Source organism: Streptomyces sp. NPDC022910 (assembly GCF_055561075.1).
Window position 1 is genome coordinate 1 of the sequence record NZ_JBVHHL010000076.1, and the last position, 22,776, is coordinate 22,776.

The following is a 22,776-nucleotide window of genomic DNA, read 5'->3' on the forward strand; positions in this document are numbered from 1 at the left end:
CATGCACACGACATGACACAAGGGCGGAACCGTCCAGTCACCCACGAACGGGTGACACCAGATCATCTGGAACGGGACTTAACGCCCTCTGAGACAGCAGAAGAGATCCTCGACTCCCTCGCCCGCCTCTGCCGACGCATCTCTGGCGCACCACACTAGGAGAGCCTCGGCGCGTACCTCGTCCTGCGTGGTGAACGTCCGAACCGATTGGCTGACTTGGGCCGGGCAGCGACGCGGGCGGCGGAATGCGGGTCCCCGTGGAGGTCCTCCCCAGAGCCGGGCCTGACGGTAGATCAACGGGCCGTCCGTGGCGCATGATGGAGGCGCTCGTCCCGTCAGAAGCGAGGTGCCGCGTCCCGATGAAGCGCAAGACCAGGATTTTCTTGGCGGGCCTGGCCTCCGTGGGCGGCGCCGTCGCCGGGGCGGGCCTGCTGCACAACCGCCGGCCTGATCGCAGGGAACGCCTCCACGTCACGGTCTTCAGCGAGCCTGGCTACATGGGCCGCAACGAGATGCTGACCTGGACCGGCGGCGAGCGCGAGGTCGTCCCGCTCTCCCGGGTACAGCTGCCGCGCATCGGCTCGATCAGGCTGGAGCGGCTCGTGTACCGCTTCCAGCCCGAGGTGCGGCTACCGAACATGTACATCCTGTGGCACGCCCTCACCGAGCGCCCGGACAGCACGGACCCCGAGGGCGGCGCGGCCAGCTTCATCGCCATGCACCAGCTCGCCGGCATGTTCTCGGTGGGCTGGTGGGAGCCGGTCCGCGAGTCCGAGGCACGGTCGGGAGTGCGGCTCTGGGCCGGGCCCCCCGGCTATCCGCTGCCCGCGCACGACGAGGGGGACCCTGCCGGTAAGGCGGCTTCCGGCGAGGCGGCCGCTCCTGGTGCCCAGCCCTGGCACGACGTCATGGCCAACACGCCCGACCTCGGCTCCTGGAGCACCCGCACCCGCTACATCGAGCTCGGCTACCACGACGGGACCGGCCCCCGCGGCTGACCGGCCGCCTGCCCTGCCTGCTCCACCCCGTCCCTTGCGCCGCCGCGTCAGTGGTCGGCGACGTGGGCGGTGCGACGGGTGATCCAAGAGAGAAGCCCTAGTTTTCAAGGACGGACAGCCGTTGGAGGCTTTCGTGGCTCTCCGTGCCCGGCACCGCGGTGAACACCATTAGTCGCTGCGACTGGTCGGGGTCGACGAGCGTCTGGCAGTGCAGCTCCAGGCGCCCGAGTTTCGGGTGCTGGAAGCGCTTGGGGGCACAGTACGGTCCGAGGACCGGGTGCTCACGCCAGAGCGCGGCGAACTCAGGGCTGGCCGCCCGCAGTTCCTCGACGAGATCGGCGGTGCGCGAGTCGCTGCCGTCCTGCGCATACGCCCCGTAGAGATCCGCCACCAGCAGGCGGCTCTGCTGGGCGTGGTCGCTCTCGGGATGGATCAGCCGGGAGGCGGGATCGGTGAACCACCGGTAGTGCAGACTGCGGGCCCGTCGGGTGAAAGCGGTCTCGTCTCCGAGCAGCGCAACGGCCATCCGCGTCTGCTTCAACGTCTCGCTCAGGTGATTGACCACCTGCGTCGGAGTGTCGTCGAGCCGGTCGAGGATACGCATCATCCCCGGAGTGATGTGATCGCCGCGCCGCACCCTGTGGGGAACGGCGTGGCCGGCGAGCTGGAACAGATGATCCCGTACCTCGAGAGACAGATGCAGACCGCGGGCGAGGGCGGCCACCATCTGCTCGGAGGGATGGGGGCCCGCGGTTGTTCGAGCCTGCTGTAGTGGTCGACCGACATGTCGCACAACGCGGCCACTTCCGCTCGGCGCAGCCCGCCGGTACGCCGACGCCGCCCGCGCGGCGGTCCGACATCCTCCGGCTGCAAGGCCTCACGCCGTGCTCTGAGGAAGGCCGCCAATTCGGCTCTGTCCACTGTTGCCGGTCCTGTTCGTTCGAAGAAGATGTTCCTGCCGGTACCGGCTGTCGAAGATGTTCCTGACGGCACCTCTGCCTCAGACGGCGGCCGCGAACGCGACCCCCCAGCGTCTCGATCAAGGCCCCGCCCTTTCGCGCCACAACTGCGCGCTCAGCTGACGGCAGCGCCGAACCACTTGGGCAGCTGGCTGAGCAGATCCTGCTGATCTTCACCGACCCACGCCACGTGGCCGTCCGGTCGCAGCAACGCTGCCGGCACGTCCAGTTCCTCGCTGACGTCGACGACGTGGTCGATCCGATCTGCCCAGCCCGACACCGAGAGTCGGCCGGTCTGGTCGAGCAGCAGTCCGCGGCCGCCGTGCATCAGCTCGTAGAGGCGCCCCCGCTTCAGATCCACGTCCCGCATCCGCCGGCCGAGCAGTTCATGCCCCTCCCCGAAGTCGTAGCGGATCCCGATCGCGATGATCTTCTCGGTCAGGTACCGGTTCACCTCCTCGAAGTCCATCAGTTCCGACACCAGCCGGCGCACCGCCCGGGCGCCCGGCTCGAGGGACATCAGCTCCATCTGCGCACGGGTGTTGTCCAGCACGTCGGCGGCCACCGGGCGCCGTTCGGTGGGGTAGCTGTCCAGCAACCCCACCGGTGCCCAGCCGGCCACCTCGGCGGCCAGCTTCCAGCCGAGGTTGAACGCGTCCTGGATGCCGACGTTGAGCCCCTGCCCGCCGGTCGGCGGGTGGATGTGGGCCGCGTCGCCGGCGAGGAGCACCCGGCCGACGCGGTAGCGCTCGGCCAGCCGGGTGGCGTCACCGAAGCGGGAGAGCCAGCGCGCTGAATGCACGCCGAAGTCGGTGCCGGCGACCACCCGCAGTTGCTGCCTGACCTCGTCGAGGGTCGGCGGGACCGAGCGGTCCTCGGCCACCCGCTCGGCGGGCACGACGACCCGGTACACCCCGTCCCCGAGGGGCATGACACCGAACCGCAGCTGGGTCTTGCGGACTTCGGCCATCACGGCGGCCAGCGTCTCCGGCGACGCGGTCAGCTCCATCTCGCCCAGCAGCGTCTCGACCCTGCTGGGCTCTCCGGGGAAGCCTATGCCGAGCAGCTTGCGCACTGTGCTGCGGCCGCCGTCGCAGCCGATGAGGTAGCGCGAGCGCAGCTGCGTGCCGTCGGCCAGCTCAGCGGTCACCCCGTCCTCGTCCTGGCTCAGACCGACCAGTTCGCGGCCGCGGCGGATCTCGGCGCCGAGTTCGGTGGCGTGCTCGGCCAACAGTCGATCGGTGGTGGTCTGCGGGATACCGAGGACGTATGCATGCGCGCTGTCCAACCGGTCCGGCGACGGCTTGCTGATGCCGGCGAAGAAACCGCCGACCGGGTACTGCTTGCCGAGCTCGAGGAACCGATCCAGCAGACCGCGCTGATCCATCATCTCGATGCTGCGCGCGTGCAGGCCGAGCGCGCGGACAACCCTGGTCGGTTCCGCCTCCTTCTCCAGTACGACCGCGTGCACGCCGTGCAGCCGCAACTCGCCGGCCAGCATCAAGCCGGTCGGTCCGCCGCCGGTGATGATCACGTCAATCATGAAGACCCCCCATTCAACCAAGTTGCATTTCTGCCAGCTGCTCCGCGCAGTCCGGCGGCGCGCACACCCGCAGCTGCGTGCCGAGCGCCCGCAACCGCACCGCGAGTCCCACCGGCAGTTCGATGTCCCGCGTGAACCATATATGTCCAAAGGTGCACGTACTTTGCGAATCTCTGATTTCCGCAGGTTCTGGCTTCGGCTGGAGATTCTGCAACACGACCCGGGTCTTGCCGCAAGGCCCCCGGTGCGCTATATGTTGAGAGTGGCAAGGAGTGGGTAACCTCCTTGCCTTTGCCTTTTGTCGACCCCTGTGAAGGGCAAGCTCCTTCCGAAAGCGGCGACGCCATGTACGGCGGCACCGTCGGTCCAGGAGGGTCTCCCTAAGGGCCTACGGACGCGGCCGCGGAATGAGAAGTTCTGCCCCCTCTTCAGCAAGACCGACTCGAACTTCGCCGAGACCCCGCCATGCAGTCGGCAGCAACTCCGCTGCCCCGGCCCGCCCCACACCGGATCGTGATCACGTCCGGCATTGCCGGCATAACCGGGGCGACTTCACCCGGGCATGGATCCCGGGCCACTTCGAGCACCCCCGCTTGTGGCCACGCAACGCCCCGGGCAGCAGCGGACGGACGAACTCCCACTGCCGAAGGGCAGTTCATGACGACGCAGCACCCGGCCGTGATCCTCTACGTGAGATCCTGCGACGACTGACCTTGGGCGGCTGTGTTCAGGAAGATCCAATTGTCGTGCGGCAAGTTCGCAGGGGCCGGAGGGGGGACTGGGCGGGTTTCCTCGTGCCAGGCCGGGCCCACGGCCGCCGTGGCGATTCCACGCCAGAATCGAGCAGCGCCCGCGTCGGCCTCCAGGAAAGCAATCGCCCAGGTGCCAGGCCTGGAGCTCAGCAGTTGGAGCGCGGCCTGCCGGCCGACGCCGCGCCTGCGCAGTGCCCTTGCGACAAAGAACGCAGAAATCGAGGTCGCACCGTCGGGTATTCGCCGCGTCAGGATGAAACCGCCCGGCACCGTACCATACTGGATCAACAGGGCATCCCTCCCCGGCTCATCGAAGAACAGGGGCAGGCTGCTGAACCCGAACCTCCCGTCGACCCCCGGGAGGTGGCCGAGGAAACTCCGACATGTCGTGACGGTACAACTGCGCCAACTGCTCGAGGATCGGTCGCAGTTCAGCGACCACAGGCCGGAGAGTGATGGGCGCGGAGTCAATGATCGGGGCGCACCGGGGGATTCTCGCACCGGTACGCATCCGGACCACAGGGCAGGGAGCGACGGGCCAAGCAGCATCCGCCGCCCACCCACCCGGCGGGATTTTGACGACACTCCCTGTGCCGTGGCCCTGAGCGCAGATCACCAAAGAGGTCGCTTCGGCTCCATGACGCGGCCCTGGCGGCAGAAACGACCGGGGACGTGGTGACCTGACGGACAGCGAGAGGGGGGAGTTGATCGAGCTTCGGACCCAGTGGTCCGCGGCTCGCTCGCGTATCCTCCGGGGGCCGGGTCGGCCTCGTAGGGGAAGCGAGGAGCGTCTGGAGGCGGGTTCGGTAAGCGGCCTGGTCCCTGGCCCTGGAGAGGTGCGGCTGCTGCCGCCACAAGGCCCCGCCCGTAATCACCGCCGATGAGGCGCCGGCGCCGTGAGGACGCAGAGGGGCAGATGGGGTTTCAGCCGGGACGAAGCGATCTGGGTCACCCCGCGGGAGTAGCTGGGTTCGGCCGCACCGACCGCAGAGTTCCGCCAACTCCGTGTAAATGCAGGAGAGATGGTGTGCCAGACTGCCGTTGTTGATTGATCCACTCGTGCGACGGGAGTCCGTCATGACGGCCGATACACCCGACCCTGTGCACATCGATACCAGCAAGGCGCATCCGGCGCGTGTGTACGACTGGCTGCTCGGCGGCAAGGACAACTACCCCGTCGACGAGGCTGTGGGAGAGAAACTGCCCCCTGAGGCACGGGATGCTGCCCGCCAGAACCGTGACTTCATGCACCGGGCGGCCGCCTGGCTCGCCACGCAGGGCATCGACCAGTTCCTCGACATCGGCACGGGCGTTCCAACCGAACCCAACCTGCACCAAGTCGTCCAGCACATCGTGCCGAATGCGAAGGTCGTGTACAGCGACAATGATCCGATTGTGCTGCGGCACGCGGAGGCGTTGCTCGTCAGCCGTCCCGAAGGGGTCACCGACTACATCCAGGCCGATGTACGCCACCCAGCACAGATCATCGAGCACGCCCGAGGTGTGCTCGATTTCGAACGCCCCATCGCGCTGTCGTTGATCGCACTCATGCATTTCATCCCGGACGACCAGAACCCCTACGGGATCGTGCGCGCTCTGCTCGCCGCCCTGCCGCCGGGCAGTCACCTCGTCCTGTCGCACGCCGCATCCGACCTCTACCCCGAGCTCGCCCGACAGGTCACCGCCGAGTACGCCAAGGGCGGCATTCGGCTCGGCTTCCGCAGCCGAGGGGAGGTTGCCCGTTTCTTCGACGGCCTGGACCTCCTTGATCCCGGCCTGGTGACAGCCACGGAGTGGTCCAAGAACCCCACCACCACACCGTCGCCCGAGGGAAGCGGCATCTACGCTGCGGTGGCCCGCATCCGCTGATCGCCTCCCGAAAGGTCGCCGGATCGCAGCAGCAGACCGCTACTGCCGGGGGAGTGGCGGCCATTCACATGGGTGCGCCACCCTGCGCAATGAGCGAGACCGCGTCATCCACGCCGTTTCCTGGGCTACGGCCGTACTGGCGGCCGGCACTCGCACCCCGGTCGACTGGGGGGCAACGGCCCCTCGCCAGCCCGCTGATGGCAGCGGAGCACGCTTCGCAAGCTGGTGACCGCGATGGGCCGCGAGGACGCGGACCATGCCTCGGCAGGGCCGACCGTGGAGCCTTGAGCGCAGGGCTTTGCTCCGATGTCCTTTTCCGAGCGTCGTGGGGCCGCTCGTTCGGGCACGACGAGACGGTGGACGACCGCTGAGGTGGGGGGAGGTGCCAAGGTCCGGCGCCTTGATCCTTGGACGGGTGGCGGCAATGGCACACAGCTGGGCTGTGGAATGAGACGTCCAGGGGTTGTCGCAGCCGGGATCGCCGGCGATGCGGGCGATCCGTGTCAGCGTTCGAGGACGAGGGCGAGGCCCTGGCCCACGCCGATGCACAGGGTGGCGATGCCGGTTCCGGAGCCGCGGCGGGCGAGTTGGCGGGCGACGGTGCCGGCGAGCCGGGCCCCGGAGGCGCCGAGGGGGTGTCCGAGGGCGATGGAGCCGCCCTGCGGGTTGAGGATCGCCGGGTCGAACTCGGGCCATTCGGCCACACACCCCAGGACCTGCGCGGCGAAGGCCTCGTTCAGGTGTCCATGCGGCGTCGGCCAGGCAGCGGCGGGGCGGGCGGTGCCCGGTGCTGGGTGCCCGATCTGGCGCTCGTGGCGAATTGGGTGAGGTCGACGAGGGGCCCCGGCGGCCCCGCCGCGCCGCCGTGGTCGCGGCTGTACGACCCGAACCGCGTCGACTTCATCTCCCGGCTCAACACCGTCGAGGAGTGGACTGTTCTCAACGACACGCAGGAGGACCACTCCTTCCACGTCCACACCAACCAGTTCCAGGTGATGTCCCTGAACGGAAAAGCCGTGGACCCCGCCTACTCCTGGCACGAGACGGTCAACATCGTCCGCGGGTAGAAGCTCGTCCTGCGGATTCGCTTCGCGAACTTCACCGGGCGGACCCTGCTGCACTGCCACCTCCTCAACCACGAGGACATGGGCATGATGTCCGTCCTGGACATCGTCGACGGGCCGCACGGACCGGGAGAAGGGTGAGAACACCGACCACTTACCACCGGATCGGCCGGGCCGACTCACTGCCGGGGTGGCGGGATGTGAACCCACGACCTCTTCGTCCCGACCGCACCGCATCGCCCGTAGGGCATCGAGTCCTCGGGGCGACGGCGACCAGGGCTTTGGCGTGTCCGCGGAGTTTGACGATGCGCCGGTAGCGGGCGCCGAGGAAGGTGTCGGTGCGGGCGGCAGCGTTTGCGGCCTCCCCGAGCGTCCTTTTGAGCCAGGGGTTGCCCTGACCAGCCGGACCCGCGCTGTTCTTCGCCCCGGACTGGACGGTCCTGGGACACAGCTTCGCCCAGGACACCAGGTGTTCGGGGGCGGGGAAACGGCCCATGTCCGTGCCGATCTCGGCGAGGATGATCTGCGTGGTGGCCGGTCCGATGCCGGGGACGGCATCCAGCCGCTCGGCCAGGACCTGAGCGGCCACCCCGTCAGTGCCCGGTGCTATGCCGGTTCCCGCTGGACTCTCGTGTGGGGTGGTGACCACTTCCAGGGTCTGCGCGATGAGGCGGTCGAGTTCGCCGATCTGGGCGGTGAGGTGGTCGACGGTGCCCAGCAGCACGCGTAGCAGTCGTGCGTGGTGCTCCTCGAACTGCCTGGTGAGGGCTTCGACCAGAGCCGCCTTCTTCCTTACGAGGCTGACCTGGGCGAGTTCCGCGAGAGCGCGGGGGTTGCGCTCGTCGGCGACCAGGGCGTGAGCATGGCCCGTCCCGACACCCCGAACAGGTCCGAGACGACACCGGACAGCTTGATCTGCGCGTCCTGCAGAGCCTTGTCGACCCGGTGCTTGTTCCGGGTGCGTTCCTGGACGAACACCGTGCGGGTCCGGGTGAAGTCCCGCAGCTGCCGGACCGGCTTGGGCGGTACGAACGAAGTACGCACCATACCGCGTTCGGCGAGCTTGGCCAGCCAGACCGCGTCCAGCTTGTCGGTCTTGGGCCTGCCGGGGACGTTCTTCACGTCGCGCGCGTTGACCAGCCAGCATTCCAGGCCCCGGGCTTCCAGCAGATAGAAGAACGGACGCCAGTACGAGCCCGTCGCCGCCATCACCACCCGCTCCACACCCTGGCAGACCAGCTTGTCGCCGAGCTCGAGAATCGCGTTCGTCGTCGAGGCGACCGTCCAGACCTGCTGGACGCGCCGGCCTTCGATGGTGTCGTGCGGGACGCGTAAGCAGACCATCCCGGACGCCTTCGCGATGTCGATCGCCGCGACCCGGGCGACCGTTCCGTCGTCGTGGTCTTCTCTCAACTCCTCCATGAGGTGCCCCTGACGTGATGGTGCGGATGAGGCTGCCCGGGGAGCCTTGAGGGTGGGGGAGAAGCTGGTCGCGTCGGCGTCCTCAAGGCGACAGTGTGCGACCCCTCGGACGGCTCCCTCACCAGACTCCTATGCGGGCTCACAGCCCGAACATCGATCAGCGTCGGCGGACAGCCCCACACCCGATTTTCACGCCCGTGAGGCGTCATCCGCAGGTTGCCGGCTGACTGCTATAGGCCCCGCCAAGCGGTGTGGATGAGTGGCTGCGGTGACGTGTTGGCGGGTGAGGTACTTGAGCCCCGTTCACCTGGGCAGAAGCCTTGCGTGCTGGGTACTCGGCGGCTGAGAGCGGTGAACAGGCCGGCTCGAAAGTGAAGGAAGGAGCTCCGCCACGGCGCAAGACGTGCCCGACAGCATGACCGGCGCACCGTGACCGTGGAGTCGCATGCCTCGGTGGTCACCGTCGCCCAGCTGATGCGTGACCAGAACGTCGGAGCTGTCCTGGGCCCCTTGTCCGGGGCGAATCGAAGAGCTGCGGCCTGTGTGGCTCGCGCCAGCCTCTACCGGTGGTCCGGGTGAGGATCAAGCCCTCTTGCAAGGGCCAATCCCACAGATTGATCACGACTCGATACGCGCCCCAGTTGGCCCATGCGCTGTCGTCCTGCGATCATCCGCGCATGTGCATGCTCAACGATGACCTTGGACACCTTTCTTACGACATAGCTGGTGACGGCCCGCCCGTCGTGCTCGTGCACGCCGGTGTCGCCGATCACCGCATGTGGGACGCGGTCGTGCCCGCTCTCGCAGAACGGCACACCGTGATCCGGTACGACCTGCGCGGCTTCGGCGAGTCCGCGCCCCCGACCAGGCCGTTCCGCGAGACCGACGACCTGCGCCGTCTCCTGGACCACCTCGGTCACGAACGTGTCCGGCTCGTGGGCGCGTCCTGGGGTGGCCGCGTGGCCGTGGACTTCACGCTCACCCACCCGGAACGGGTGCACTCCCTGGCGATGCTCGCCGCACCATGGCCTCGGTACCACTGGTCCGCAGACATGATCGCGTACGACGAGGCCGAGACGGCAGCCCTGGACGCGGGCGATCTGGACGCCGCCGTACGTATCAACCTGGACATGTGGCTGCGCGGGCCTTCTCGCAGCTGGGATGACGTGGCTGACGGACTGTCCGACCAACTCCGCGGCCCGCTGCGGACATCGCTGGTGAACCAGGCCCTCGTGGGGCAGCACTCCCAGGGTCCTGCAACCGGCGACCTCGCCGCTATCTCCGTCCCCACGCTGGTGGGCGTCGGCAAGCTCGACGTCGCCGACTTCCAGGACATCGCCCGCCGCTACGCCACTGAGATCCCCGGCGCCACCCTGGTCGAGTTCGCCACCGCCGCCCACCTCATCGCAATAGACGCGCCGACCGAACTCAGCGCGGTACTGGGCCCGTTCCTCGCCCGTTAGGGCGCGTATCGAGGCGTGATCAATCTGTGGGATCGGCCCTTGCAGGAGGGCTTGATCCGGTAGACCGTCTTGGATGACGCGCGTGCAACTGGCGGACGTGGAGTGGGAGTTCATTGAGCCGTATCTGCCGATCGGCAGGTTCGGCCCGTACCCCGAGCGGCTGCGGCAGCAGTTCGTGGGCGTGATCTGGCGGTTCAGGACCGGCGGGCAGTGGCGGGAGAGGCTCGAAGGAGTTCGGTGCCTGGCCGACCGTCCACAGCCGCTTCCGGCAGTGGCGTGACGCCGGCGTCTTCGAGGCCCTGCTGGAGGGCCTGATCGCGGAGGCCGCGAAGCGGGGTGAGGTGGACCTGTCCCTGGTCAGCGTGGACTCCACCACCGCGCGCGCTCACCACGACGCTGCCGGGACGCATCTGGGCGAGGACGTCCTCACCGCACTGGAGAAGGCTGCCGCAGAGGAGGAGAAGGCCAGGTCAAAGGGGCCAGCCTCGAAGAACAAAACGGGCGGGACGCCGAAACCGATCCCGCGCAGGAAGAGCGGCGACGCATCCGACGCCGGCGCAGACTCCGGCTGAAGGCCGCGCTACTCGGACGCTCCAGGGGTGGACAGACCAGCAAGGTCCACCTCGCCGCCGACCGTAAATGCCGCCCTCTGGCGTTCGTCCTGACCGCGGGACAGGCCGCGGACAGCCCGCAGTTCATCCCCGTGCTGGGAAAGATACGGGTCCGCGGGCCCGTCGGCCGCCCCCGCACCCGGCCGGAGGCGGTCGCCGGGGACAAGGCCTACTCGTCCCGCGGCAATCGCGCCCACCTGCGCAGACGCCACATCAAGGCAGTTATCCCGGAGAAGAGGGACCAGGCCGCCAACCGGAAGAAGAAGGGAAGCAGGGGCGGCCGGCCCGTCAGCCACGACACCGACCTCTACAAGGAGCGGAACACCGTCGAGCGCCTGATCAACAAGCTCAAGGCCTGGCGAGGCATCGCCACTCGCTACGACAAGACCCAGGCAGCTACCTCGCCGGCCTCCATCTGCGCGCCTCGATGATCTGGATCAAAGACCTCACCCTGACCGCTTGTTGATCACGACTCAATACACGCCCTAGTAGGGCAGGATCGGGTCGATGGAGCGCAGGGTGGTCAGGCCGGCGGCGGCCATCAGGGTGGGCAGGTGCACACGGGCTTCAACGGCGTCGACGAGCCAGGTGGCGCGGGCCCGGCCCATCACCAGCGGGGGTGTTCCGGGCGGCTTCTTGGCGCGGGCGAGGAAGTTGGTGACGGTGTTGGTGCCGCAGGCGTGGCTGGAGGAGCGGAAGAGGTAGTGGGCCTGGCACTTGGTGGCCCAGGCGGTGGCTTCGGTGAGGACTGGGGCCCACGAGGTGCGGCACAGCATCACGCGGGCGCGAGGGCCCCGTCGGTGCCGTCCGGTGGAGCCTGCTGCCCGGGCTGAGCGCACACCTGCACAGCCGCGTGATCGCCGGGGATCTCGATGTCGCCGTCGTCACGGATGCGCTGCCGGGACTGCCCCATGACCCACAGGTCGAACGCCGTTTCCTGACGCTGGACGAGATGATGGTCGTACTGCCTGTCAGCCATCCGGAGGCGGGGCGCGGCCCGGTGCACATCCAGGCGCTGGCTGACGAGGTCTGGGCCGAGGACAACGACGGTTCGGCGGCGCTGCTGCACCGGCACGCGACCCGCGCCGGAGTCAGCGCCCGTATCGACCTCACCGCGGCCGACCTGCACGGCAAGCTCGCATTGGTGGCGACCGGCCACGCCATCGACCCGGAGTGCTCCGGTACGCACTGCGGGCCGATGTGACGACGGTGCCGCTCGTCGATCCCCCCCACGCGCGGCATTTACACCCTCACGCCACGGCACGACGCCCACCCCTCCGCCGGCGCCCTGCTCGATCAGCTCGAAGCAGCCCGTCTTATGGCGAGCCCCACCGACACCGCGCACAGACCGGATGCGACCGACTCCCACCACCCCGCACCGGCACGGCACAACAGCGCCACGGGCTCGGACGTCGAACACCGTCAGCAGGAATGAGTCACTCGCGGCCTGCGGTTCACAGCACCTGACCTGCGTCGGCAATCGGGCGAGGTAGCGCGAGCGGTCCCAGCGGGCGGAGACGGATTCCGGGGTCATCCAGAAGGGCCGACTCACCAGTGTGTCGTCCGGCGCCGGCGGCTCACCGGGGGACGGCCTCCGCGCGGAGTCCCCGCGCGGAGGCGGCCCTGTCCTCAGCGTGTGGTCGGCCGTGACAGGTAGCGGCCCTCCGGGTCGCCGATCACCTTGCCGTCCGCGTAGACCTGCCGGCCGCGCAGGAACGTCGACTCCACTCTTGCGCCGATCTCAAGGCCCTGCAGCGGCGTGTACTCCTGCGCCGACTCCGAGTCGGCCGCGTCCACCGTCCAGGACCGCGCCGGGTCGACGAGTACCAGGTCGGCGTCGTAGCCCTCGGCGATCGCGCCCTTGGTGGCGAGCCCGAAGCGCTGTGCGGGAGTCCACGCGGTCAGTTCCGCGACCTTCTGCAGCGGCAGGCCGTGCGCGGGCGCGGCACCCACGAGGCCGGGGAGCAGGTACTCGGTGCCGCCGAAGCCAGACTTGGCCGCGAAGACGTCGCTCTTCGGGTCTCCGAACTTCGTCTCCTCCTTGCAGCACGCGTGGTCGCTGACCACCCAGTCGACGTTGCCCGCCACCAGGTGTTCCCACAGCGCGTCCACGTCCTCCTGGGGCCGCAGCGGCGGGTTGACCTTGCCGCCGATGCCCGACGCGGTCTCGATGTTCGCGAGCAGGTGGCCGATGGTGACCTCGCGCCGGAAGTTCACCTGGGGGAACGTCTTCGCCATCAGCATGGCGGCCTCGATCGCCTTGCGCGAGGACAGATGCAGCAGGTTGATGTTCGGCAGCTGCGTCTCGGCGGCCAGGTAGCTCGCGATGGTGACGGCGAGGCCTTCGGAGTGCGGCGGCCGGGACGCGCTGTAGGCGGCGAGGCCGTCGAGCTTGCCCTCCTCCTCCACCAGCTTCGTATACGCCGTCATGATCTCCGCCGTCTCGCAGTGCAGCGACAGGGAGATGGCGTCGGCGAGCTCCGGGTACGCCTCGCGCGCTGCCTGCACACCTCGCATGACGAACTCGAAGTGCGCCAGGTCGTAGCGCTCCCCCGGCGGGATCATCAGGAACGCGTTCTGGTCCGCCGACCGGCCGTGCAGGCCGTGACTGCCGTAGAACATGAACACCTTGAACGAGGTGACACCGAAGCGGGCGATCAGCTCGGGGATCTCCGCGATGTGCGACTTCTGCATCGGCGCGAGGTGGAAGCCGTAGTCGACGTACGAGCGGCCTTCCGCGTTCTCCAGGACCAGCGGGAATACCTCGTTGTAGCTCCCGCCCCGGTTCATGTAGTACTGGCCGGTCCTCATGTACGTGAGGGCCGTGGTCACACCGCCCTGGGCGCAGGCACGGCTCTCCGTCGCGGTGTCGTCGGAGAGCGGGTTGTAGATGCCCCAGTGCTGGTGGGCGTCGACGACGCCTGGGAAGGCCAGCAGTCCCTTGCCGTCGATGACGTCGCGGGCGTCCGATGCCGCGATGCCGGGGGCGATGCGGTGGAAGACGCCGTCCTTGACGCCGATGTCGGTGGTGGGGATGTCCGCGGCGTCGTGCTTCACCAGGCGCACGTTCTTGATCAGCAGGTCCAGGTCTGTCATGTGTGCTTGAGCCTCTCTCCGTGTGCGTGGGTGCGGGACAGCGTGGTCGCCGCCTGCCAGGCGAGACCGAGTGCCGGCAGCAGGCCGTTGCCAGCCAGGTAGCCGTCGGCGCCGTGTCCCGAGATGCCGTGCGCCGCCCCGCCGGACGCGAACAGTCCGGGAATCGGCGATCCCTCCTCGGTGAGGACGCGGGCGTCTTCGTCCACCACCAGGCCGCCCTGCGTGTGGAACAGGGCCGGGATCACCTCGACGGCTGCGTAGGGGGGACGCAGCGGCTCCTCGAAGAACGTCCTGCCGTAGGGATCGGGCTTCGCCGCCCCGCCGGCACCGGCGATCTGACCGGCGATCGAGTCGTTCATCGCGGTGGCGTCGCAGCCCGTGCGCTCCGCGAGGCCGTCGAGGTCGTCGGCCCATGTCAGCGCCCCGGCGTCCACCGTCTGACGGAAGTCGGTGAACGGCAGACACAGGTCGTGGATGCGCTTGTCGAGAACGATCCATCCGCGGGCTCCCGGACGGGCCGCGAGGGCGGCCGCGTACTCGGAGTAGCCGGTGGTCTCGTCCCCGAACCGCCGACCGTCTCTGTCGACCATCACCGCGCCGTGCATGATGGTGGCCCAGCCGACGAGGGTGCGTGATCGGCGCGCGAGCGCTGCGTGGCCCTGGTAGGCGTCGAGGTAGGCGGCGTGTGCGCCGTGTTTCAGGCCGATCCGAAGGCCGTCGCCCCTGGAGAACTGGCCCCCATGGTACTCGGCCTTCGCGATCTCCGGCAGGTGCCGGTCCACGAGCTCGCGGTCCGCGCCGTACCCGTTGGTGGCGAGCAGGACGGCTCGCGCGGGGACGGTCTCCGAGCGCCCGCCAGGGTATTCGAGGACCGCACCCGTGATCTCGCCGCCCGTGCCGCGCTCGATGTCGGCGAGGCGGGCAGGGACGAGGAGGTCGATGCGGGGCGAGGACCGTACCCGGTCGTAGAGATGCCGTAGCAGCGTGGAGCCGTGCCGTCCCTCCACGGTGTGCAGCCGGTCCGCGGAGTGGCCCGGGTACGCGAAGTCGGTGACGAGGGTCAGCGGCAGTGCCGCTTCGTCGGCGAGCCACTCCACCAGTGGGGCGCTGATCCGCGCGAGGGCTGCGGCGAGTGCGGGGTCGGCGGTGCCGTGGGTCTTGGCGGTGATGTCGGCCAGGAATCGTTCGGGGCTGTCCTCGATTCCCGCCGCCCGCTGCCAGCGCGAGCCCGCGCCGGGGATCATCGCGGTGGACATGGAGGTGTTGTTGCCGCGCAGGAACTGTTCGTCCGGGTCGACGACGAGGACGTTCAGTCCGGCCTGTGCCGCTCTGAGGGCGCCCGCGAGTCCTCCGCCGGCACCGGCCACGACGAGGTCGATCGCGTCGTCCTGCTCCTGCCCGTCTTCCGTCGGCGTGCCCCCGCTCATGCCCGCGCTCCTGCTGCCAGCAGCCGCAGGGCGCGTTCCGCCGGGTCGACGAGCTGCACCGTGTGGGGGGTGCCGGTGTCCACGGCGGAGTAGCCGTTGATCACGGCGGTCACGCCGCGGGCGGCGAAGTCGTCGACTGCGCCGCTCACTACCTCGTTCCATCTCAGGGTGTCGGGGATGGCGTCGAAGTCGAGGTCGAGGGCGATGGCCCCGGCGAACCACGGGCCGAGGCCGTACTCCTCGATGCGTTCGGCGAGAGCGTCACCGATGGCGCGGTTGCGGGTGACGGCTCCGAAGACCGCGCCGGTGGTGGCCAGATGGCCGGCGGTGAGGCGCAGCATGCCGACGGCCGGGACGGCGGAGCCGTCGGGGGGCACCGGGACGGCCGGGTCCAGGACGCAGTCCGGCATGCGGAAGGCGAAGCCCTCGGCGTCGGCGGGTGCCGCCGCGAGCGCCTTGGTGACGGCGGCTGTGGAGGTCCCGATGTCGTCCTTCGTGTCGAACTGCCTGGGAGCTTCGGGACCGCCGTCCTCCAGGACGACTTCCACACCGGGCGGCGACAGGCGCCGGTAGCGGTCGCGTCGCCGGGTCAGCTCGGCCGCGTCGACGCGCACCGGCGTGACGGAGAGAATTTTCATGCAGTGCCTCCAGAACTCGGCGTCGAGGGGGTCGTGAGGGGGGTGAGGTCCCGCAGCAGCGACCCCACGTCGTCGGCCTTGGGCAGTTGGTTCGCAGCCCGCCGCAGGTACTCGACCAGGGCTTCGTCTCCGAGCAGCCCGGTGAGCACGCCGGGCAGGGTCCGCGCCGTGAAGGGGTGATGGCTGCTGTCGCCCACCGGGTGCGGCGCGAACAGCACGACGTGCTCGCCGCTCTTGAGGACCGCCGTGAGCCGGGTGGCGCGCTCGTGCGGGAGCCGGGCGGTCAGCGCGAGGTCCTCGCGGACGGTGACCTTCCGGGCGAGGGCGAAGAGTTCGGGTCTGTCGGACTGGGTCGCCTCCGCGGTGGCAGGGGCGATCGCTCCGTCCAGGAGCGCGGCGGCCACCGCGAAGGGGATGGAGAACATCGCGCCGAGCGGGCCGTCCCAGCGGGTACGGTCCAGCGGTGCGGCCAGCGCGTGAGTCTCCACCCGCATCTCGCCCACGACGTCCGCGATCTGATGGGATGTCAGTCCCGCGAGTGGTCCTTTCCGCAGCCGCAGCGCCAGGCCGGCGGCGGGGTGCGTGTGCGAGCACGAGGCGTGCCGCTTGAAGTAGTTGTGGGATATCTGCCAGTCGTCTCCGAGGCGGTCGGTGAGAGCAGCCGGGTCGACCGAGCTCAGCAGACTGCCGAGCGACAGGGCCGCCGTTCCGGTGTTGGCCACGACGCCCGCGGCGGCGAGCAGTGCGGCGGCGAGGCCGGACATGGCGGCGGCTCCCATCCAGGCGTCGCGCACGCGGTGGCCGTCGAGTGCCGAGTCGAAGTGTCCCGCCACGGCCAGGCCCGCGGCGGTGTCGACGGCGGCCGCCACGTCTGCCGCGGGCAGACCGAGCAGGACGGCGCAACCGGCGGCGGCGCCGGTCACGCCCCAGTTGCCGTGGGGGTGGACACCGCGTGCGAGCGCGGTGGCACGGCCGAAGCGCGCGGAGACCTCGTACCCGGCCAGCAGGGCGCGTGCGGTGACCTCGCCGGGGCTGCGCAGTGAGGCGGCGAGGGCCAGGATCGCCGGGAACGCGTGTCCCGCGGGGCGCCCCTTGGCGTACTTGCCGCCCTCGTCGAGCTCGCAGCACACCAGTGCCGTCGCGTTGAGGTAGGCGGCCGCGTCGGGCTGGGTGCGGATGTCGGTGCCGAGCACGGGTGCGTCGCCCGGCGGCGTGGGCCAGGACTCCCTGATGCGTCGCTGCCCCTCGGTGCGCGATCCGGCGACCGTGACGGCGAGGGTGTTGAACAGGACCAGGGAGAAGCGCTCACGTACGGCTTCGGGGACGTCCGGCCAGGACAGTCGCGAGGCCCAGTGGGCGAGTTCCTCGGTCTTCGTTGCGGCCGCGCGCTTTGGATCGTGGGCCTCGTGGAGTTTTTCGCGGGACGGGTCGACCGGCACCTGTCCACCTCCCTTCGAGTGTTCCATTCAGCGGAACGCTCTGATAAATCGATGATTCCAGTGCGTTCGGGAATCCGTCAATACCTCTCAGGAAAGCCAAGAGAAACCCGATATTCCTGGGGAATGACCCTTGACCTCGATCGGAACCAGTGCTTCTCTGTTGTTCCATTGAGCGGTACGGATGAAAACTTCCGACGCGGGGAAACGCCCGTGATCACACCCCCAGGGCAGGCGAGAATGAGCCCATGACGACTCAACCCGGAACCGAGACCGCAGGCCGCGTGATCGACGTGCTGCTGCTGTTCACCGACGGACCCGACGAACTCGGCGTCTCCCGCATCGCACGGGAGCTGGGCCTCAGCAAGGCCGTGGTGCACCGCATCCTGCAGACCCTCGTCGCCCGCGGCATGGTCACGCTCGACCAGCAGACCCGGCTGTACCGCCTGGGAGCGACCGCGGCCGCCCTCGGAGCCCGTGCGCTGCGCGAGCTCGATCTGCGCGCCGTCGCCGCGAGCGCCCTGCGGCGGCTGCAGGAGGAGACGCGGGAGACGGTGACCCTCACCGCACTCGTACCCGGCGGACGTGTCTACGTCGACCAGATCGTCAGCACTCACGAGGTGAAGATGACCGTGGAACTCGGACGCAGGTTCCCCCTCCATGCGGGCAGTTCGGGCAAGTGCATCCTCGCCTTCCTGCCGGAGGCACGGCGCGAGGAGATCCTCACCGGTGGTCTCCCGGCCCTCACCGACAGCACCCGGACCGACCTCGACGCGCTCCGCACCGAACTGAAGGCCGTCAGGGAGCTCGGATACGCCAGCTCCCAAGGCGAGCGCCAGGCCGACGCCGGCTCGGTCGCCTCGGCCGTGTTCGGTCTCGACGGCGACGTCCGCGGCTCGGTGTCCGTGTGCGGTCCCCGCTCCCGCTTCACCTCGCAGTTCGTCAGCGCTTGCGCACCGCGCGTGGTCGAGGCGGCCCGCAACATCTCCGCCGCCCTGGGATGGACCGGTACCACCCCTGCGGCCGGCGTACCCGCACTCAAGGTCTCCTCCCACGCGACAACGGAAGGATCTCCATGACCGACACCCCACCCGCCAGGGGCTCAGCCCTCGCCGGCATCAAGGTGCTGGACATCGCCACCCTCTTCGCCGGACCCCTGGCGGCCACCCTGCTCGCCGACTACGGAGCCGACGTCACCAAGGTCGAACACCCCAAGGGCGACCCGGTGCGCAGCCACGGCGCGAGCAAGGACGGCGTCGGCCTGTGGTGGAAGATGCTGTCCCGCAACAAGAGGGCCATCACCCTCTACCTGGGCAGCCCCGAGGGGCAGGACATCTTCCGCCGCATGGTCGCGGACACGGACGTGGTCATCGAGAACTTCCGGCCGGGCACGCTGGAACGCTGGGGCCTCGGTTACGAGGCCCTCGCCGAGATCAACCCCCGTCTCGTGCTCGCTCGCGTCACGGGCTTCGGTCAGATCGGCCCGTACGCCAAACGCCCCGGCTTCGGCACCCTGGCCGAAGCGATGAGCGGCTTCGCCGCCATCACCGGTCAGCCAGAAGGACCACCGACCCTTCCGCCCTTCGGGCTCGCCGACGGCGTCTCCGCCCTCACCGCCGCCTTCGGCATCATGACCGCGCTGCACGCCCGCGAACGCACCGGGCGCGGCCAGGTCCTCGACCTGGCCATCATCGAGCCGATGATCACGCTGCTCGGGCCGCAGGCCATCGCCTACGACCAGCTCGGCCAACTCCAGCCGCGCACCGGCAACCGGTCCGTGAACAACGCCCCGCGCAACACCTACCGGACCAAGGACGGCAGTTGGGTCGCCGTCTCCACGAGCGCCCAGTCCATCGCGGAACGGGTCATGCGCCTCGTCGGGCACCCCGAGTACGTGGACGAGCCGTGGTTCGCATCCGGCGCCGAACGCGCCCGGCACGCGGACGAGCTCGACGCGGCGGTCGGCTCGTGGATCGCCGACCGCACCCGCAGCGAGGTCGTCGAAGCCTTCGAGGAGGCCCAGGCCGCCGTCGCACCGATCTACGACATGAGCGACATCTTCGAGGACCCGCAGTTCCAGGCTCTGGACACCATCACCACGGTGGAGGACGAGGAACTCGGCACCATCCGGTTCCAGAACGTGCCCTTTCGCCTCAGCGACACCCCGGGAGCCGTCCGCTGGCCCGGTCCGCGAAAGGGCCGGGACACGGCGGAAGTGCTCGGGCGCCACGGCGTCGGCGCCGACGAACTCACCGCCCTCGCCGAACGGGGCATCGTATGACCGGCACCCCGCGGACGGCCGGCGCCGTACGGTCCTGGCTCTACGTCCCCGCCACCCGGCCCGACCTCCTCGACAAGGCGATGGCGGGCGAAGCGGACGCCGTCGTCCTCGACCTGGAGGACTCGGTGTCCCCGGACCGCAAGGACGAGGCCCGGGCGCACGCGGTCAAGGCGGTGGCCGCCACCTGGCCCAAACCGCTGTGGCTCCGCATCAACCAAGTCCGACTCCCCGACGGGCAGGGCGACTTGGCGGCGCTCACCGGTGCACCGGTGCAGGGCGTCAGACTCCCCAAGTGCGAGAGCCCCGACGACATCAGGGCCGTGGTCGACCGGATCGACGCCCCGCTCCATCTGCTCTTCGAGACGGCCCTCGGGGTCGAGCGCGCCTACGAACTGGCCACCGCCGCACCGCAGGTGGAGCTGCTCTCGCTCGGCGAGGCCGACCTCGCCGCCGATCTCCGGGTGAGCGGCGACGAAGCGCTCGACTGGGCACGCGCCCGCATCGTCAACGCCGCCCGCGCCGCCGGACTCGCCTGCCCGGTGCAGAGCGTCTGGACGGAAGTGGCCGACCTGGAAGGCCTCAGGGCCGGCACCGAACGCGCCCGCGCGCACGGCTTCTTCGGCCGATCTGTCATCCACCCAGGGCAGATCCCCCCGGTCAACGCGGCCTTCACTCCCGAGCCCGAGGAAGTCGAGGACGCCCGCCGGCTCGTCGACTCCCTGCGCCGCGCCCAACACACAGGAACCGCGGCATGGCTCGACGACCGCGGACGCTTCGTCGACCCCGCGGTCGTGGCCCGCGCCCGCTGGCTGCTCGACCTCGCCGGCTGACCGCCGCACCCACGACCGGCTCCGGGCCCCCGACTCCTACCCCTTCCCCAGGCAAGGCAGGTCATGACGCTAGTCCAGCACACCACCAACCCGTTGCTCGCCGCGCTGCCCACCCACCCACGCATCGTCGAGCTGGGTCAGCCGCTGTTCACCGGCATGCCGTGCTCGCCCAACCACCCCGGCTTCCGTATGACCTTGGCCCGCCGACACGGCGACATGGTGCGCCCCGACGGGGGCTCCGCCGCCAACGAGGTGATCATCACCGGCGGTCATGTCGGAACCCACATCGACGCCCTCTCCCACGTCAGCCACAACGGCCTGCTGCACGGCGGGATCGACGCGGCCGACGCACAGGCGGGCGGCTCGTTCTCGCAGCTCGGCGCCGAGCACACCCCGGCGATGGTGACCCGCGGTGTGCTGCTGGACGTGGCGACGGCCCTCGACACCGACGCCCTCCCCGGCGGCTACGGGGTGACCGCGGCAGACCTGGAGAAGGCGGCGGAACTCGGCGGCGCGGAGCCGCGCGAGGGCGATGTCGCCGTCGTCCGCACCGGCTGGGCCCGGCACTTCGACGACCCGGTCGCCTATCTGGGCAAAGAATCCGGCGTCCCCGGCATCACCGAGGACGCGGGCGACTGGCTCGCCGAGCGCGGCGTGCGGGCCGTCGGCTCCGACACGACGGCGTGCGAACAGATCCCACCGGGCGCGGGCCACAGCGTCCTGCCGGTGCACCGGCTGCTCCTGGTCGAACACGGCATCTACATCATGGAGCACCTCGCCCTGGAGAGCCTCGCCTCGACCGGCGCACACGAGTTCCTGTTCATCGTCGCCCCGCTCAGGATCGTCGGCGGCACTGGCTCCCCGATCCGCCCCATCGCGGTGGTGGCCTGATGTCCGACGCGTCCCCCGCCACACCCACCCCCGCCCAGTCGCTCGCGGCGTTCGCCGTCGCGACCCGGGACCGCGGACTCCGCCCCGAGCTGCGTGACAAGGTCACCGGCCACCTCCTCGACCTACTCGGCAACAGCCTCGCCGCCCTGTCCCAGCGGCCTGGTGCCGCCGTCAGAGAACTAGTCGAGGAGTGGGGTGGCACGCCCGCCGCCACCGTCATCGGCTCGTCGACCCGGCTGCCCGCCCCGTCGGCGGCGCTGGTCAACGGCACCCTCGCACACAGCCTCGACTTCGACGACACCCACCTGCCGTCTGTCCTGCATCCATCGGCATCGGTACTGCCCGCCGCCCTCGCCACCGCCGAGGCGGTCGGCGCCGGCGGTGCACAACTGCTGACCGCGGCAGCCGTCGGCATCGAGATCACCTGCCGGCTCGGGATGGCGCAGTACGACGCCGAACTCGGCAACTCGGTGTTCTTCGACCGGGGCCTGCACGCGACCGCGATCTGCGGGGCGATCGGCGCGGCCTCCGCCGCCGCCGTGCTGCGCGGCCTGGATGCCGACGGGATCTGCTCCGCGATCGGCATCGCCGCGAGCATGGGCTCCGGCATCATCGAAGCCAACCGCACCGGGGGGACCGTCAAACGCGTGCACTGCGGCTGGGCCGCCCACGCCGGCGTCGTCGCAGCCGACATGGCACGCCTCGGCCTGACCGGCCCGCCCACCGTCCTGGAAGGCCGGTTCGGCTTCTTCCAGGCCTTCTGCGGTGACCGCTTCGACGCGAAGACCGTCGTCGCCGCGACGACCGAGGGTCTCGGCGAACGCTGGGAACTGTCCCGGCTGTTCATCAAGCCCTACCCGTGCAACCACTTCACTCACGCGGGCCTGGACGCAGCCATGAGGCTGCGCGCCCGGGGGGTCGACCCCGACCGCATCGTGCGGCTGACACTCGGGGTTCCCGCACCCGTGCTGCGCACCATCGCGGAACCGGCGGCCGACAAGGCCCACCCGCGCTCCGGCTACCACGCGGCGTTCAGCGGTTCCTACACGGTAGCCGCAGGACTACTCGCCCGGCCCGGTGAACCGGGCCACGGACTCGGTGTGTTCCACAAGGACTTCACCGATGAGGCGGCGGCGGACCCCGCACGCCTCGACCTCGCCGCGCGCGTGACCTGCGTCGCGGACGAGGAGTGCACCGCCGTCTTTCCGCACCAGTTCCCTGCCGCGCTCACCGCGGAACTCGACGACGGAACCACCGTGACCGAACGGGTCATGGTGAACAGGGGGAGCCCGCAAAACCCTCTCGACACCACGGAACTCACCGCCAAGTTCCTCGCCAACGCCCGCGGCGCGGGAGCGGAACAGGCCGTGCAGGACCTGGCCGACGAGGTATGGAACATCGCCGCGGCCCCGGACACCACTCGCCTGACGCGTGCGCTGTCAGCGGTAGTGACCGGCGTCTGACGCATCGAAGACTCCCCATCACTCCACCGAGGT

Annotated in this window: 17 protein-coding genes and 5 pseudogenes; 11 read left to right on the plus strand and 11 right to left on the minus strand. The window is 69.7% G+C overall.

From position 1 onward, the window contains the following. The first annotated feature begins 359 nt into the window (after positions 1 to 359). Positions 360 to 998, plus strand: coding sequence for a hypothetical protein (locus ACZ3TS_RS38020; RefSeq protein WP_467626610.1), 639 nt, complete (start codon positions 360 to 362; stop codon positions 996 to 998). Between the two features lie 97 nt (positions 999 to 1,095). On the opposite strand, the pseudogene ACZ3TS_RS38025 reads toward ACZ3TS_RS38020, so the two are convergent. From ACZ3TS_RS38025 to ACZ3TS_RS38035, 3 genes and pseudogenes are all read right to left on the minus strand, one after another. Beyond that, positions 1,096 to 1,919: pseudogene (locus tag ACZ3TS_RS38025) on the minus strand (helix-turn-helix transcriptional regulator). Positions 1,920 to 2,072: 153 nt separating this feature from the next. After that, a complete protein-coding gene (gene rox, locus ACZ3TS_RS38030; protein WP_467626613.1) occupies positions 2,073 to 3,500 on the minus strand; it encodes a rifampin monooxygenase in 1,428 nt (475 codons plus the stop codon). Between the two features lie 686 nt (positions 3,501 to 4,186). Then, positions 4,187 to 4,801, minus strand: a complete 615-nt coding sequence (locus ACZ3TS_RS38035) for a GNAT family N-acetyltransferase (RefSeq protein ID WP_467626616.1) — start codon at positions 4,799 to 4,801, stop codon at positions 4,187 to 4,189. Positions 4,802 to 5,329: 528 nt separating this feature from the next. Between ACZ3TS_RS38035 and ACZ3TS_RS38040 the strand changes: the two genes are divergently transcribed. Next, positions 5,330 to 6,121: an SAM-dependent methyltransferase gene (locus ACZ3TS_RS38040; protein WP_467626618.1), complete on the plus strand. Its 792-nt coding sequence runs from the start codon at positions 5,330 to 5,332 to the stop codon at positions 6,119 to 6,121. Positions 6,122 to 6,624: 503 nt separating this feature from the next. Here ACZ3TS_RS38040 and ACZ3TS_RS38045 read toward each other — a convergent pair. Continuing rightward, positions 6,625 to 6,861: pseudogene (locus ACZ3TS_RS38045) on the minus strand (3-oxoadipyl-CoA thiolase); the annotation flags it as partial. An 84-nt stretch (positions 6,862 to 6,945) separates the two neighbouring features. Here ACZ3TS_RS38045 and ACZ3TS_RS38050 point away from each other — a divergent pair. Then, positions 6,946 to 7,326 (plus strand): annotated as a pseudogene (locus ACZ3TS_RS38050) (multicopper oxidase domain-containing protein). 13 nt (positions 7,327 to 7,339) lie between these two features. Here ACZ3TS_RS38050 and ACZ3TS_RS38055 read toward each other — a convergent pair. Then, complete coding sequence (locus ACZ3TS_RS38055; protein WP_467626620.1) at positions 7,340 to 7,909, minus strand: transposase; 570 nt, start codon at positions 7,907 to 7,909, stop codon at positions 7,340 to 7,342. Between the two features lie 68 nt (positions 7,910 to 7,977). Further along, positions 7,978 to 8,607, minus strand: coding sequence for an IS110 family transposase (locus ACZ3TS_RS38060; RefSeq protein WP_467626623.1), 630 nt, complete (start codon positions 8,605 to 8,607; stop codon positions 7,978 to 7,980). 677 nt (positions 8,608 to 9,284) lie between these two features. Between ACZ3TS_RS38060 and ACZ3TS_RS38065 the strand changes: the two genes are divergently transcribed. Both ACZ3TS_RS38065 and ACZ3TS_RS38070 read left to right on the plus strand, forming a co-directional pair. Then, on the plus strand, positions 9,285 to 10,070 hold the full coding sequence (locus tag ACZ3TS_RS38065) for an alpha/beta fold hydrolase (protein WP_467626625.1): 786 nt from the start codon (positions 9,285 to 9,287) through the stop codon (positions 10,068 to 10,070). A gap of 73 nt (positions 10,071 to 10,143) precedes the next feature. Then, positions 10,144 to 11,147, plus strand: a pseudogene (locus ACZ3TS_RS38070) (IS5 family transposase). Positions 11,148 to 11,166: 19 nt separating this feature from the next. On the opposite strand, the gene ACZ3TS_RS38075 reads toward ACZ3TS_RS38070, so the two are convergent. Beyond that, complete coding sequence (locus ACZ3TS_RS38075; protein WP_467626627.1) at positions 11,167 to 11,457, minus strand: hypothetical protein; 291 nt, start codon at positions 11,455 to 11,457, stop codon at positions 11,167 to 11,169. 23 nt (positions 11,458 to 11,480) lie between these two features. On the opposite strand from ACZ3TS_RS38075, the pseudogene ACZ3TS_RS38080 reads away from it, so the two are divergent. Beyond that, positions 11,481 to 12,116 (plus strand): annotated as a pseudogene (locus tag ACZ3TS_RS38080) (LysR substrate-binding domain-containing protein); the annotation flags it as partial. A gap of 194 nt (positions 12,117 to 12,310) precedes the next feature. On the opposite strand, the gene ACZ3TS_RS38085 reads toward ACZ3TS_RS38080, so the two are convergent. The 4 genes from ACZ3TS_RS38085 to ACZ3TS_RS38100 are packed head-to-tail and all read right to left on the minus strand — an operon-like array spanning position 12,311 to position 17,281. After that, a complete protein-coding gene (locus ACZ3TS_RS38085; RefSeq protein WP_467626629.1) occupies positions 12,311 to 13,777 on the minus strand; it encodes a dihydroorotase in 1,467 nt (488 codons plus the stop codon). Next, positions 13,774 to 15,204 (minus strand): FAD-dependent oxidoreductase, encoded by a 1,431-nt coding sequence (locus ACZ3TS_RS38090; RefSeq protein WP_467626631.1) that lies wholly within the window; start codon positions 15,202 to 15,204, stop codon positions 13,774 to 13,776. Before ACZ3TS_RS38090 ends, ACZ3TS_RS38085 begins: the two co-directional genes overlap by 4 nt. Next, the gene (locus ACZ3TS_RS38095) at positions 15,201 to 15,842 is read right to left on the minus strand and encodes an aspartate/glutamate racemase family protein (protein ID WP_467626633.1); all 642 of its coding nucleotides are present in this window, start codon (positions 15,840 to 15,842) and stop codon (positions 15,201 to 15,203) included. The genes ACZ3TS_RS38090 and ACZ3TS_RS38095 overlap by 4 nt, the downstream gene beginning before the upstream one ends. After that, entirely contained in the window at positions 15,839 to 17,281 is a 1,443-nt protein-coding gene (locus ACZ3TS_RS38100; RefSeq protein ID WP_467626635.1) for an MmgE/PrpD family protein, read from the minus strand. The genes ACZ3TS_RS38095 and ACZ3TS_RS38100 overlap by 4 nt, the downstream gene beginning before the upstream one ends. A 245-nt stretch (positions 17,282 to 17,526) precedes the next feature. Here ACZ3TS_RS38100 and ACZ3TS_RS38105 point away from each other — a divergent pair, with 245 nt between their 5' ends. The 5 genes from ACZ3TS_RS38105 (at position 17,527) to ACZ3TS_RS38125 (ending at position 22,743) form a co-directional block, all read left to right on the plus strand. Continuing rightward, on the plus strand, positions 17,527 to 18,357 hold the full coding sequence (locus ACZ3TS_RS38105; protein ID WP_467626638.1) for an IclR family transcriptional regulator: 831 nt from the start codon (positions 17,527 to 17,529) through the stop codon (positions 18,355 to 18,357). Further along, the gene (locus ACZ3TS_RS38110; protein WP_467626640.1) at positions 18,354 to 19,559 is read left to right on the plus strand and encodes a CaiB/BaiF CoA transferase family protein; all 1,206 of its coding nucleotides are present in this window, start codon (positions 18,354 to 18,356) and stop codon (positions 19,557 to 19,559) included. The genes ACZ3TS_RS38105 and ACZ3TS_RS38110 overlap by 4 nt, the downstream gene beginning before the upstream one ends. Beyond that, positions 19,556 to 20,389 carry an HpcH/HpaI aldolase/citrate lyase family protein gene (locus ACZ3TS_RS38115; RefSeq protein WP_467626642.1) on the plus strand — a complete coding sequence of 278 codons (834 nt, stop codon included), beginning with the start codon at positions 19,556 to 19,558 and terminating at the stop codon, positions 20,387 to 20,389. Before ACZ3TS_RS38110 ends, ACZ3TS_RS38115 begins: the two co-directional genes overlap by 4 nt. 63 nt (positions 20,390 to 20,452) lie before the next feature. Next, a complete protein-coding gene (locus ACZ3TS_RS38120) occupies positions 20,453 to 21,280 on the plus strand; it encodes a cyclase family protein (protein WP_467626643.1) in 828 nt (275 codons plus the stop codon). Then, positions 21,280 to 22,743, plus strand: a complete 1,464-nt coding sequence (locus ACZ3TS_RS38125; RefSeq protein ID WP_467626646.1) for an MmgE/PrpD family protein — start codon at positions 21,280 to 21,282, stop codon at positions 22,741 to 22,743. The genes ACZ3TS_RS38120 and ACZ3TS_RS38125 overlap by 1 nt, the downstream gene beginning before the upstream one ends. The last annotated feature ends 33 nt before the right edge of the window (positions 22,744 to 22,776 follow it).

Excerpts from the sequence above, each read along its gene's own strand:
- ACZ3TS_RS38020 (WP_467626610.1), top strand. The coding sequence starts at position 360 with ATGAAGCGCAAGACCAGGATTTTCTTGGCGGGCCTGGCCTCCGTGGGC.
- rox (WP_467626613.1), bottom strand. The coding sequence starts at position 3,500 with ATGATTGACGTGATCATCACCGGCGGCGGACCGACCGGCTTGATGCTG.
- ACZ3TS_RS38035 (WP_467626616.1), bottom strand. The coding sequence starts at position 4,801 with ATGCTGCTTGGCCCGTCGCTCCCTGCCCTGTGGTCCGGATGCGTACCG.
- ACZ3TS_RS38040 (WP_467626618.1), top strand. The coding sequence starts at position 5,330 with ATGACGGCCGATACACCCGACCCTGTGCACATCGATACCAGCAAGGCG.
- ACZ3TS_RS38060 (WP_467626623.1), bottom strand. The coding sequence starts at position 8,607 with ATGGAGGAGTTGAGAGAAGACCACGACGACGGAACGGTCGCCCGGGTC.
- ACZ3TS_RS38065 (WP_467626625.1), top strand. The coding sequence starts at position 9,285 with ATGTGCATGCTCAACGATGACCTTGGACACCTTTCTTACGACATAGCT.
- ACZ3TS_RS38075 (WP_467626627.1), bottom strand. The coding sequence starts at position 11,457 with ATGCTGTGCCGCACCTCGTGGGCCCCAGTCCTCACCGAAGCCACCGCC.
- ACZ3TS_RS38085 (WP_467626629.1), bottom strand. The coding sequence starts at position 13,777 with ATGACAGACCTGGACCTGCTGATCAAGAACGTGCGCCTGGTGAAGCAC.
- ACZ3TS_RS38090 (WP_467626631.1), bottom strand. The coding sequence starts at position 15,204 with ATGAGCGGGGGCACGCCGACGGAAGACGGGCAGGAGCAGGACGACGCG.
- ACZ3TS_RS38095 (WP_467626633.1), bottom strand. The coding sequence starts at position 15,842 with ATGAAAATTCTCTCCGTCACGCCGGTGCGCGTCGACGCGGCCGAGCTG.
- ACZ3TS_RS38105 (WP_467626638.1), top strand. The coding sequence starts at position 17,527 with ATGACGACTCAACCCGGAACCGAGACCGCAGGCCGCGTGATCGACGTG.
- ACZ3TS_RS38110 (WP_467626640.1), top strand. The coding sequence starts at position 18,354 with ATGACCGACACCCCACCCGCCAGGGGCTCAGCCCTCGCCGGCATCAAG.
- ACZ3TS_RS38115 (WP_467626642.1), top strand. The coding sequence starts at position 19,556 with ATGACCGGCACCCCGCGGACGGCCGGCGCCGTACGGTCCTGGCTCTAC.
- ACZ3TS_RS38120 (WP_467626643.1), top strand. The coding sequence starts at position 20,453 with ATGACGCTAGTCCAGCACACCACCAACCCGTTGCTCGCCGCGCTGCCC.
- ACZ3TS_RS38125 (WP_467626646.1), top strand. The coding sequence starts at position 21,280 with ATGTCCGACGCGTCCCCCGCCACACCCACCCCCGCCCAGTCGCTCGCG.